The 11,668-nt window shown below is 66.5% G+C and carries 8 protein-coding genes; 3 read left to right on the top strand and 5 right to left on the bottom strand.

The annotated features are described in order from the left end of the window. Window positions 1-196: 196 nt before the first annotated feature. Complete coding sequence (locus tag E4L96_RS03625) at window positions 197-823, bottom strand: 3'-5' exonuclease (protein WP_135205869.1); 627 nt, start codon at window positions 821-823, stop codon at window positions 197-199. Continuing rightward, entirely contained in the window at window positions 823-1,287 is a 465-nt protein-coding gene (locus tag E4L96_RS03620; protein WP_229414207.1) for a ProQ/FINO family protein, read from the bottom strand. Before E4L96_RS03620 ends, E4L96_RS03625 begins: the two co-directional genes overlap by 1 nt. Before the next feature lie 463 nt (window positions 1,288-1,750). Between E4L96_RS03620 and rpoD the strand changes: the two genes are divergently transcribed. Both rpoD and E4L96_RS03610 read left to right on the top strand, forming a co-directional pair. Continuing rightward, window positions 1,751-4,222 (top strand): RNA polymerase sigma factor RpoD, encoded by a 2,472-nt coding sequence (gene rpoD / locus E4L96_RS03615; protein WP_135205867.1) that lies wholly within the window; start codon window positions 1,751-1,753, stop codon window positions 4,220-4,222. Between the two features lie 124 nt (window positions 4,223-4,346). Continuing rightward, complete coding sequence (locus tag E4L96_RS03610; protein WP_135205866.1) at window positions 4,347-5,381, top strand: hypothetical protein; 1,035 nt, start codon at window positions 4,347-4,349, stop codon at window positions 5,379-5,381. A gap of 3 nt (window positions 5,382-5,384) precedes the next feature. On the opposite strand, the gene E4L96_RS03605 is transcribed toward E4L96_RS03610, so the two are convergent. From E4L96_RS03605 to ppc, 3 genes are all read right to left on the bottom strand, one after another. Next, window positions 5,385-7,223: a PAS domain-containing sensor histidine kinase gene (locus tag E4L96_RS03605; RefSeq protein ID WP_167758591.1), complete on the bottom strand. Its 1,839-nt coding sequence runs from the start codon at window positions 7,221-7,223 to the stop codon at window positions 5,385-5,387. Between the two features lie 116 nt (window positions 7,224-7,339). Beyond that, the gene (locus E4L96_RS03600; RefSeq protein ID WP_135205864.1) at window positions 7,340-7,717 is read right to left on the bottom strand and encodes a SirB2 family protein; all 378 of its coding nucleotides are present in this window, start codon (window positions 7,715-7,717) and stop codon (window positions 7,340-7,342) included. 47 nt (window positions 7,718-7,764) lie between these two features. After that, window positions 7,765-10,590, bottom strand: coding sequence for a phosphoenolpyruvate carboxylase (ppc, locus tag E4L96_RS03595; RefSeq protein ID WP_135205863.1), 2,826 nt, complete (start codon window positions 10,588-10,590; stop codon window positions 7,765-7,767). Between the two features lie 109 nt (window positions 10,591-10,699). On the opposite strand from ppc, the gene hemC reads away from it, so the two are divergent. Continuing rightward, window positions 10,700-11,644 carry a hydroxymethylbilane synthase gene (hemC, locus tag E4L96_RS03590; protein ID WP_135205862.1) on the top strand — a complete coding sequence of 315 codons (945 nt, stop codon included), beginning with the start codon at window positions 10,700-10,702 and terminating at the stop codon, window positions 11,642-11,644. Window positions 11,645-11,668 lie beyond the last annotated feature (24 nt).

The following is an 11,668-nucleotide window of genomic DNA, read 5'->3' as shown; positions in this document are numbered from 1 at the left end:
ATCATCAAATGAGACCTTGGCAAACCGGGGGCGTCCATGTACGGGGTCAGGCCTCAGCCTTTTTTGTTCATGGTAGAACATCAACGCGCAAGCGTCTGATTTTTAAGGTGAAAATCGTCGTGGGGCCAGGCCTTGTCTATGAAGCGGGTGCCTGACCCCGGTGTTGGGGTGGCGCAAGGCGGGGGCGGGCGAAGTTCTAGACGAGCGGGGCGGTACGGAGGGCGTGCCAGTGGCGGTAGATGCGCAGGGCGACGTGGGCGTCGTCGGCGGCGTACAGGATCTGCTGCTCGGACAGGCGCGGGACGGCCCAGTTGGTGGTGGTGATCTTCTTCGACTTCTTCAGCGCTTGGCCGAAGTATCTCGCCACCGCGGTACGGGCGCCGACCGGGTTGCGCTGGCCGCGCTCGCGCAGGACGTTGGCCAGGTCGACCACATTGGCCATTTCGATCCCGAACTTCACCTTCAAGCGCTTGATGTCGTCCGCCAGGCCAAAGCCGGCTTTCAGAACCAACGGGGATTCCAGCACGGCCTTGATCACGCCGACGAAGGGCGCATCGGCCCCGGCACCGGCGCCATACTGGAACAAGTAGGCGTGCGTGTCCGTCGCCAGCTGCACCAGGTGCGGGCCGGTCGACTTTTCACCCTTGACGAAGGTCGGTTTGGATTCGGTGTCGAAGCCGACGGCGTCGGCCGCCATCAAGGCGGCCAGCGCGGCGGCCGCATCCGGCGCGGTGCGCACCAGCAGCACCCGCGACAAATCGAGCCCCGGGTACGGCGGCAGCAGCTCCTCGGGCGCGTCGGCCTCGCCGGGCTGCGTCTGCATCAATGGCGCGATGAGAACTTGGACGCCAGCGCCGCCAGCTTTTCCTGGCGCTGGCGCGCCGCTTCCTCGGCCTTGGCGGCCTCGCGTTCGGCCTTCTTGCGCTCGGCTTCCTTCTTGAAGCGCTGCTGCAGCGTCTCCTTGGCGTGGGCGCGGTGGGTCTCGGTCACTTCCTCGCCCGCATTGCCGTCCAGGTCGAAGCGCACCGTCGCCTTTTCCATGGCGCGCAGGTAGCGCATCGAGCCGGTGTGGATGCCCAGCGCGGTCCGCATGACCTTGCGGTCCACGTCCGGCATGCGCGCCAGGATCTGCTTGTCGATGCCTATGGCCAGCGGCAGGCAGTTTTTGAAGGCCGGGAACTGGTCCTGGAGCTGCTTGAGCAGCTGGCGGGGAGAAGCGGACGGGGTCGCCGCAGCGTCGGCGGCGGGGGTGCCGGCCGGCGCGTCGGCCAGACTGTTGTTGTTCATGTAACTCATTGAAAAATCTGGAACGCCGAAGGATAGCACGCGGGCCCGGGGTTTTGCGCACAGCTTGTTGCTGGCTTAACACTTCGCGTCGCGGTGTGCCCGGCCGCGCGGCAATCGTGTATGATCCGCCCCTTTTGTCACGATCGTTTGAGGTGCCGCAGCGCGGCAGAGGGAACTCGTGGCCAGTGGTCGGGCTCCCAAGGCCAGCTTGTCAAATCGGCCATCGCATTAGCCTCGGTAATAAGAGATATGCGATCTGTGAATTGTCCTAATAACTTGCAAACTGGCATAATTATGGATTGTCCAAAGCCCGACCACCGCCCGCCGGGCTTTTTTTCGTTCTTGCCGCCGGGCTCAGTGACTTGATATCCGGCCGTCTGCCCTAAGCTGGGGGCGATCCCGAATCAACCAGAGACGCCGCTCCGCCGCCCGCGGAGGCGCGGCGCATGACCAGAGTAATTTGATGAAGAACACCGCTAAGACCCTGACCCTGACCGCTAAGAAGGCGCCGCGCAAGGACTCCGCGCTGGCTGTGCCGAAGACCGCCACCTCGTATCAGCTGGAGACGGAAACGGAATCCCGGGTCACCGTGGTGAAGAAGGGCTCGCGCCTGGCCGCCGTGATAGCGGAGCCGGCCGTGGAACCGGCCGAGGCCAAGCCGGCGGTGCGCACGCGCGCCAAGAAAGTGGTGGAACTGCCGGGCGCCGAGGCCCCCGCCGCCGCCATTGATGCCGCACCGGCCGCCGCCGAAGCCCCGGTGAAGACCGTGCGCACTCGCGCCAAGAAGGCCGCAGCGGAAGACGCCCAGGCCGTGCCGACCCAGCCCTCCGCCGCCAGCGTGATCTCGGACGCCGCCGTGCTGGCGTCGATCGACACCTCCGGCTACCAGCTGCCGGGCGTGAAGGTGCCGGGCCGCCGCGGCCGCAAGCCGAGCGAGTTCGTGCCGGAGAACGATGAAGTCGCCGCCCTGAACGCCGTTGAGCGCGCGGAGCTGAAGGCCGCGTCCAAGGCGCGCGAGCGCAAGCTGAAAGGCGGCGGCCTGACCGGCCTGCTGTCGGACGACTCGATCTCCGAAGCGGAGCTGGAAAAGCGCCGCCAGCAGATCAAGAACCTGATCAACATGGGCAAGGAGCGCGGCTTCCTGACCTATGCCGAGATCAACGACCAGCTGCCCGAGAACATCATCGATCCGGAAGCGATCGAAGGCGTGATCGCGACCTTCAACGACATGGGCATCGCCATCTACGAGCGCGCGCCCGATGCCGAGATCCTGCTGCTGTCCGACACCGTGCCCTCGGCCACCACCGACGACGAAGTGGAAGCCGCCGCCGCCACCGCCCTGTCCACCGTGGACTCGGACTTCGGCCGCACCACCGACCCGGTGCGCATGTACATGCGCGAGATGGGCGCCGTGGCGCTGCTGACCCGCGAAGGCGAGATCGAGATCGCCAAGCGCATCGAAGAGGGCCTGAAGGACATGGTGCAGGCCATCTCCGCCTGCCCGACCACGATCTCGGAGATCATCCAGCTCTCGCACCGCATCGAGAAGGACGAGCTGAAGATCGACGAAGTGGTCGATGGCTTCGTGGACCAAAACGAGCACTCGGCCGTCCACGTGTCCTCCGCGTCCGCGGATGACGAAGACGACGAGGATCTGGACGAGGAAGAGGACGAAGGCGGCGTGACCGCCGGTGCGGCCGGCTACTCGGCCGAGCAGCTGGCGCAGCTCAAGACCGCCGCGCTGGAGAAGTTCGCCCTGATCGAGCGTGAGTTCGACAAGATGGCCGTCGCCTTCACCACTGAAGGCTATGGCTCGGCCAAGTACAACAAGGCGCAGGAAACCATCTCCAACGAGCTGCTGGGCATCCGCTTCACCGCCAAGGTGGTGGAAAAGCTGTGCGACACGCTGCGCGGCCAGATGGACGAGGTGCGCTCGATCGAACGCGCGGTGCTGGACATCTGCGTGAACCGCTGTGGCATGCCGCGCGCGCACTTCATCAAGGTCTTCCCGGGCAACGAGACCAACCTGCTGTGGGTGGACGGCGAAGTCAATGCCGGCTTCCCGTACTCGACGGTCCTGTCGCGCAATGTCCCGGCGATCAAGGAACTGCAGCAGCGCATGATCGACCTGCAGGCCCGCGTGGCGCTGCCGCTGGCGGACCTTCGAAAGATCAACAAGCAGATGGCCGCCGGCGAGCTGCGCGCCCGCACCGCGAAGCGCGAAATGACCGTGGCCAACCTGCGCCTGGTGATCTCGATCGCGAAGAAGTACATCAACCGCGGCCTGCAGTTCCTGGACCTGATCCAGGAAGGGAACATTGGCCTGCTGAAGGCCGTGGACAAGTTCGAGTACCGCCGCGGCTACAAGTTCTCGACCTACGCGACCTGGTGGATCCGCCAGGCGATCACGCGCTCGATCGCGGACATGGCCCGCACCATCCGCGTGCCGGTGCACATGATCGAGACCATCAACAAGATGAACCGCATCTCGCGCCAGATCATGCAGGAGACGGGCGCGGAGCCGGACATGGCGACGCTGGCGGTCAAGATGGAGATGCCGGAATCGAAGGTCCGCGAGATCATGAAGATCGCCAAGGAGCCGATCTCCATGGAGACGCCGATGGGCGAGGACGGCGATTCGCAGCTGGGCGACTTCATCGAGGACAACAACACGCTGGCCCCGCTGGAGGCGGCGATGCATGCCTCGATGCGTGGCGTGATCAAGGAAGTGCTGGATTCACTCACCCCGCGCGAAGCCAAGGTGCTGCGCATGCGCTACGGCGTCGAGATGTCCAACGACCACACGCTGGAAGAAGTGGGCAAGCAGTTCGACGTAACCCGCGAGCGGATTCGCCAGATCGAGGCGAAGGCGATGTCCAAGCTGCGCCAGCCCTCGCGCTCGGACAAGCTGAAGACCTTCCTGCACAACACGTAAGCCACGCTTTCGTGATCCCGGAACCCCGCCGCGTGTCTGTACGCGGCGGGGTTTTTCATTCGTGCGGGCCCGCGCGTGAAGATTGCCGATAATCGCCGTATCAAAGCGAACTCGACAATTCACCATGCCCATCACAAGAACAAGATCCGCAGGCCTGCTGGCCATTCTCGCCCTGGCGTGCAGCGCGCCCGCTCGCGCTGACGCTCCCGAAGGCCATGGCGCCTACGCTTCGCTCACCTTTGGCAGTGGACGCATCGACGGCCCGGCCGCCGTCGGCGACCGGAGCATGAATGGCCGCAGCCTGGAAATCCGCGCGGGCCGCGACCTGCTGGTGTTCGGCGGCGACCAGTCGGCCACCGCCAGCACCATCCTGCGCTTCGACATCATCCACTACAACGAGGGGCACCCGGACAACAACCACCGGGACGGCTTCGCGGGCCAGCTGGTGCTGAGCCACGACTTTGCCGATGGCCGCGTGATCGGAGAAATCGGCGGCGGCCCGTACACCAACATGAACACCACCACCATCGGTGGCGTGCAGTACGACCACGCGGGCCGCGGGCGCCTGTACACGGCCGCGCTGCGCGTGCCGGTGCCGCAGCTGTGGCCCGGTACCGAAGTGCGGGTGGCCGTCAACCGCGTGGCGCTGATGGACACCTTCAATTCCACGTCCCTGCAGATTGGCCTCGGCCGCCACTTCGGCGCGCCGCCGCCGTACTCGAAGGAGACCGAGGCCGGCACGCCGCTATGGGGCGGGATCGCCTTCGGCCGCAGCATCACCAACATGTCGCACCGCGACGGTTCGAATGGCGCGGTGTTCTCGGTACGGCGCTACCTGAACGGGCTGGGGTGGTCGGTGAAAGGCATCGACGAAGGCGACGACGGCGTGCGCGTGAACCGGCGCGGCGTGGCGGCGCAGGCCTGGCTGGTGCAGCCGCTGACCAATGCCTTCACGCTGTCGTACGGCGGTGGGCCTTACTGGGCGCGCAACACCTACGACGACGCGACCCGCCTGCATGGCCTGTTCACCGTCCACCTGGACTACAACGTGGACAAGCGCAACAAGTTCTTCTTCGCGTTCAGCCGCGTGAAGACCTACGCGCAGATGGACGACCGCGACCTGTTCAACCTGGGCTACCAGCACGCCTTCGGCGGCTGATGGCTACCTGGAGGCGGCCGCCGCGCCGGCTCCGCACAGCGAGGCGCTGGCCGCACTGGCGCCGGCGCCGGGCCGGCCATCCTCGACCACTTCCGCCTCCGGACCGGCATCGGGAACCGGGAGGACGCGCGGCAGCATCATGCGCAGCCGCGTGCCCACGCCGGGCGTGCTGTCCACCTTGACCCAGCCATTGAGCGCGCGGGCCCGTTCATGGATTCCGCGCAGTCCGAACCCGCGCGGATGCTTGTCGCGGATGCCGCTGCCGTCGTCCTCCACGGTGACCCCCACCATGAAGTGATAGATGTTCAAGCGCACCCGCACGTTGCGCGCGGCCGCATGCTGCTGCACATTGTTGAGCGACTCCTCCACCGCACGGAAGATCGCGGAGGTGATGCGCCGGTCCAGATCCTCGCCCTCGCCGCCGCTGACGTTCAGGGTGGTGGCGACGTCACTGCGCATCCGGAACCGGCCCAGCAGCCATTCCAGTGCGGCCACCAGGCCCAGCTCCAAAGTGCTGGGATGCAGGTCGTTGATGATCGACCGCACCGCGCGCAAGCTGGCGTCGATGGTGGTGACGGCGCCGGCCACGCGCCGGGCAAAGGCGGTCGGGTGGTGCGCGGTGCGGATGTGGAGCTGGCCCACCTCCAGCTTGAGCGCCAGCAGGTTTTGTCCGAGGTCGTCGTGAATCAGGCTGGCGATGCGGCGCCGCTCTTCGTCCTTGATGGTCTCCAGGTGGCCGGTCAGCTGGCGCAGCTGGGCCAGCGAGCTGGCCAGCGCTTCCTCGGTGCGCTTGCGCTCCTCGATATCGACCGAGAGACAGATCAGGTAGGCGGGGCTCCCGTCCGGGTGAAACACCGGTTTCTTGTAAGTGACATGGCGGCGGAATTCCTCGCGTGTGTGGTTCCAGATCGGTTCCTCGGATGTGACCAGGCCGCGCTGGCGGAACGCACGCTGGTCGGCCTGCAGGTAGCGCCCGCGCAAGCCCGGCGGCAGCCGCTGGTCGACGGCATTCGCGTGTTCCAGCGGGACTCCAAAGGCTTCTTCGCAGGCCGCGTTCATCATGGTGATGCGCGACGTCGGGTCTTTGAGGAACAGGGCGATTGGCAGTGTCGACATGATTTCGTGCAGCCGCAAATCACTCTCGGCCTTCGCCAGCTCGGCCTCGAGGCGCACGCCCATTTCGGTGCGCAGCTGCTCGTTGGCGCGGGTGAGGTCGGCCGTGCGCAGCCGGATGCGGGTCTCCAGGTCGGCCTTCAGCGCGGCCAGGGCCAGTTCCGCTTTTTTTCGTTCTGTGATGTCGGTGAGCAACAACAGGGTGCCCTCAGGCAGGCCGAGGCCGGCGTCCGCTGGCCGGCCGCTGACGATGGCCCAGCCCAGCTGCCCATCCGCGCGGCGGTAGCACAGGTCACGGGCGATTCCGGACCGGAACGCGCCGGGCGCGAGCACCGTGGCCAGGTCGTCTGCGCTGTTCTCGGCCAGGAAGTCGGTGGCACAGCGGCCGCGCAGGCGGCTTTCGTCCAGTCCCAGCATCGCCGCCAAGCGCGCGTTGGCAAACACGGTGGCACCGCTGGCATCGAGCAGCCAGAGGCCTTCGTGGGCGGTCGCCATCAGGGCGTACAGGGCGTGCGCGCCGGGCGCGCGGGGCGCGCGGGGCAGGCTCAGGCGCGGTACGTCGCGGAACAGCAGCAGGGCCAGCACGCCACTGGCGGTCACCGTCAGGATGCTGAGGGCGGCCGGACCGGGTGCTTCGCTGGCCTTGAGCAGCATGGCGCCCTCGACCGTCGCCAGAAACAGGGCCCCGAGCGCCCACGTGCGCAACCACCAGAGTGCTGTCCTGTCCACGCTGTCTCCCCCTTGTCGTTGTGGGGAAAACATACACCTTTGTTCAAAATCAAAGGTTGCTGGACGTACGACTATTGAGATTAATCAAATGTCGTAGGGGAACCTGTTCAGACAACTCAGGACCAGACCGGGCTCTTTGTGATGGCCACGCCCACGATGTAGGCAAAACAGAGCAGGGCAGCCACGAAAGCGGCGGCGCGGATGCCTGGGGTGCGCCCGCGCTTGAGGGCCACCGTGCCCAGGCCGATGTAGGCCAGCAGGGCGACGACCTTGGCCGTGAGCCAGGGCTGCTGGCCGGGGTATTGGGCACTCCATACCGCAAGGCCGATGGCACTGGCCAGCAGCGCGGAGTCGATGAAGTGCGGCGCGACCTTGACCCAGCGCCGCTGCAGCATCTGCGAGCCACCCAGCATCCAGAGGCCGCGCACAAAGAAGAAGGTGCCGGAGAGCGCGGCACAGGTCATGTGGAAGTGTTTGAGAGAAAAATAATCCATCGATGAATCCATCGGCCCGTGCCGCTCCTTGTCTTCTTAAGTGGACATCAACCTGTGTTGCGCAGGCCCGCCGCCACCCCGTTGATGGTGAGGTGGATGCCGCGGTGGACCCGCTCGTCGATCTTGTCCGGATCGCCCGCCGCCGAACGGTGGCGGTGAATCAGTTCGACCTGCAGGTGGTTCAGCGGATCCAGGTAGGCGAAGCGGTTCTGGATCGAGCGCGCCAGCAGCGGGTTGCGCGCGAGGCGCTGGCCGCTCTGCGTGACCGTCTCCAGGCAGCGCAGCGTGGCGGCGTATTCGCCCGCGATGCGCTTGAAGATCCGCTCGCGCAGTTCCGCATCGGCCACCAGTTCGGCGTAGCGCTTGGCGATCGCCAGGTCGGTCTTGGCCAGCACCATGTCCATGTTGGAGAGCAGGGTCGCGAAGAACGGCCATTCCTGGAACATGGCGCGCAGCGTCGCGATACGATCCTCCTTCTGCGCGCCGCCGTCTTCGATCCAGGCGCCGATGGCGGAGCCGAAGCCGTACCAGCCCGGCAGCAGCAGGCGGCACTGGCCCCACGAGAAGCCCCACGGGATCGCGCGCAGGTCTTCGATGCGGCGCGAGGCTTTGCGCGAGGCGGGACGCGAACCGAGGTTCAGCTCCGCGATCTCCGCGATCGGCGTGGCGGAGAAGAAGTAATCGGTGAAGCCCGGGGTCTCGTACACCAGGTTGCGGTAGGCACGGTAGGCGCGTTCGGACAGTTCGGCCATCACGGTCTCGAACCCGTTGATGCGCGCGGCGCGCTCGCCGTTTCCGGAACTGTCGTGCGGCATCAGCGATGCCTCCAGCGTGGCCGCTACCAGCAGTTCCAGGTTGCGGCGCCCGATCTCCGCGTTGGAGAACTTGGAGGCGATGATCTCGCCCTGTTCGGTGAGGCGGATCTGGCCGTTCACGGTGCCATGCGGCTGCGCCAGGATCGCGTCGTAGCTCGGGCCACCGCCGCGGCCCACGGTGCCGCCGCGGCCATGGAACAGGCGCAGCTTGACGCCCGCGTCCTCGAACACTTTGACGAGGTTGATCTCGGCCTTGTACAGCTCCCAGTTGGACGTCAGGAAGCCGCCATCCTTGTTGGAGTCCGAGTAGCCGAGCATGACTTCCTGCTCGCGCCCCTGGCCTTCGATCAGCTGCTTGACCAGCGGGATGGACATCCAGTCGCGCATGATGGTGGCGGCGCGCTGCAGGTCGGGGATGGTCTCGAACAGCGGGATCACCATCGCATCGAGCTCGTTGTCCGCGAGGCGCAGCAGGCCGGTCTCCTTTTGCAGCAGCAGGACTTCCAGCAGGTCGGACACGGTCTCGGTGTGCGAGATGATGTAGTTGCGGATGGCGCGCTTGCCGTAGCGGGTGCGGATGTCGCGCGCGGTGCGCAGGATCTGCAGCTCGCTCATCGTCTCGTCGCTGTAGGTGGCGTACGGGGACCACAGCAGGCGCGGTTGCGAGAGTTCGGCCAGCAGCAGCTGGACTTTCTCTTCCTCGCTCAGCTCCGCGTAGGCGCCATGGGTGCCGACGGCGGCAAACAGCTCGTTCAGCACGCGCTCGTGGATGTCCGAGGTCTGGCGCATGTCCAGCGAGGCGAGGTGGAAGCCGAACACCGAGACCGCGCGCAGCAGGCTGCCCAGGCGCGGCTGGATCAGCTGCGGGGCGTGGTTGGCGCGCAGCGAGCCGGCGATGATGCGCAGGTCCACTTCGAACTGGCAGGGCGAGGTGTAGGGCTCGGCGTGGCCCACTTCCTTGCGCAGGATGTTGGTGGTGCCGAGCGCGCGCGCGGTGGAGGCCAGGCGCGCGTAGATGCCGATCAGGGCGCGGCGATACGGCTCGTCCACGCGGTGCGGCGAATTGTCGGTGGAGGCATCGGCCAGCGCCTGCAGCTCCGGCGTCACCGGCACCATCAGCGTGGAGATCGAGAGCTCGGCGCCCAGCTTGTGCACTTCGTCCAGGTAGTGGTCGAAGATGGTGGTGGACTGGCGCACCAGCGCCGTCTCCATGGTCTGCGCGTTCACGTTCGGGTTGCCGTCGCGGTCCCCGCCGATCCAGCTGCCCATCTGCAGGTAGGGCGCGTACTGGTGTTCGACCTCGCCGCCATAGACCTGCACCACGTCTTCCTCGATGTCGTCGTACAGGGCCGGGACTTCGGACAGGAAGGTGATGCGGTAGTACGACAGCGCGTTGTCGATTTCGTCGGCCACCGTCAGCTTGGAGTAGCGCAGCATGCGGGTCTGCCACAGCGCGGTGATGCGCGCCTTCAGCAGGCACTGGTTGCGCTCGCGCTCCTTCGGCGTGAGCGGCAGGTCGCGTTCGGCCAGCAGGCGCGCGATCTCGTGCTCGGCGTCCAGGATCGACTTGCGCTGCACTTCGGTCGGGTGGGCGGTCAGCACGGGCGCGATCAGGGCCTCGCCGAAGAACTGCTGCACCATGTCGCGGCCGATGCCGGCCTGTTTCAGGCGCCCCAGCGCGTAGGCGATGCTGCCGCGCTGCGGCTCGGAGCCGGCCAGCAGGTGGGCGCGGCGGCGGCGTACGTGGTGCTGGTCTTCGGCGAGGTTGGCCAGGTGCGAGAAGTAGGAGAAGGCGCGCACCACGGTATTGGTCTGGTTGCGCGTCAGCTTGGACAGCAGCGCGGTCAGCTCGGCGCCCGCTTCGGGGTCGTCCTCGCGGCGGAAGCGCACTGCGGTCTGGCGGATGGTCTCGACGATGTCGAACACGTCGTCGCCTTCCTGGTCGCGCAGCACGTCGCCTAGCAGGCGCCCGAGCAGGCGGATGTCGTCTTTGAGCGGCGCGTCCTTATCGTCGGTGGCCGGGGCGGGGGAATCGTTTGCTGCAGCTAGGTTGAGCATGTTGTACCAATAGGAGCCATAGTTGGGTGTTGGTGCAAAGGCTTGTGGCCACGGTCTGCATAGGGGCACATGATAAAATTTGTGATCTTATCTACGGCCCGGAATTTTGATGAATCGACTGGTCATCGCCTCGCGCGAAAGCCGGCTTGCCATGTGGCAGGCGGAGCATGTACGCGCAAAATTGGCACAATTATATCCGCACTGCACAATCGAGATCCTCGGCATGACGACGCGGGGGGATCAGATCCTCGACCGGACCCTGTCCAAGGTCGGCGGCAAGGGCCTGTTCGTGAAGGAACTGGAGGTCGCGATGGCCGAGGGCCGCGCCGACCTGGCGGTGCATTCGCTCAAGGACGTGCCGATGGAACTGCCGGATGGCTTCGAGCTGGCGGCCGTGCTGGAGCGCGAGGATCCGCGGGATGCCTTCGTTTCCAACGACTATGCGTCGCTGGACGATCTGCCGCCCGGCGCAGTGGTCGGGACCAGTTCGCTGCGGCGCCAGGCGCTGATCGCGGCACGCTATCCGCACCTCGTCATCAAGCCGCTGCGCGGGAACCTGGATACGCGCCTGGGCAAGCTGGATCGCGGCGACTATGCGGCCATTATCCTGGCCGCGGCGGGCCTGAAACGGCTTGGTCTGCCGCAGCGCATCAAAGCGTGTCTGGAGCCGGAAACGAGCCTGCCCGCGGCGGGGCAGGGGGCGATGGCGATCGAGATCCGCTCCGATCGTCCGGAGCTCCTGGCCTTGCTGGCACCGTTGAATCACCGTCCGACCGCGCTGTCGGTGGCGGCGGAGCGCAAGGTGTCGCAGGTGTTCGGCGGCAGCTGCCAGATTCCGCTGGCCGCGCATGCGACCATCGACGGCGGCACCATGCACCTGCGCGCGATGGTGGCGACGCCGGATGGCACCCGCTTCGCGCGCGCCGAATCGAGCGGCGTGGCGGACGCGCCGGACGGTCTGGGCGAACGCGTGGCCGAGCTGCTGCGCATGCAGGACGCGGAGGCCATCCTCGACCTGTGCCGCCAGCAGTCCGACGCCGCGCCGGACGCGTGACGCGCTTCGATGCCTGACCACACC

It is taken from the genome of Zemynaea arenosa (assembly GCF_004614185.1).
GTDB classification, from domain to species: domain Bacteria; phylum Pseudomonadota; class Gammaproteobacteria; order Burkholderiales; family Burkholderiaceae_D; genus Telluria; species Telluria arenosa.
Note: the sequence above shows the minus strand (reverse complement) of the source record. Positions and strands in the feature narration are given on the sequence as shown.

Coding starts and splice junctions, on each gene's coding strand:
- E4L96_RS03625 (WP_135205869.1), bottom strand. CDS start 823: ATGCAGACGCAGCCCGGCGAGGCCGACGCGCCCGAGGAGCTGCTGCCG.
- E4L96_RS03620 (WP_229414207.1), bottom strand. CDS start 1,287: ATGAACAACAACAGTCTGGCCGACGCGCCGGCCGGCACCCCCGCCGCC.
- rpoD (WP_135205867.1), top strand. CDS start 1,751: ATGAAGAACACCGCTAAGACCCTGACCCTGACCGCTAAGAAGGCGCCG.
- E4L96_RS03610 (WP_135205866.1), top strand. CDS start 4,347: ATGCCCATCACAAGAACAAGATCCGCAGGCCTGCTGGCCATTCTCGCC.
- E4L96_RS03600 (WP_135205864.1), bottom strand. CDS start 7,717: ATGGATTATTTTTCTCTCAAACACTTCCACATGACCTGTGCCGCGCTC.
- ppc (WP_135205863.1), bottom strand. CDS start 10,590: ATGCTCAACCTAGCTGCAGCAAACGATTCCCCCGCCCCGGCCACCGAC.
- hemC (WP_135205862.1), top strand. CDS start 10,700: ATGAATCGACTGGTCATCGCCTCGCGCGAAAGCCGGCTTGCCATGTGG.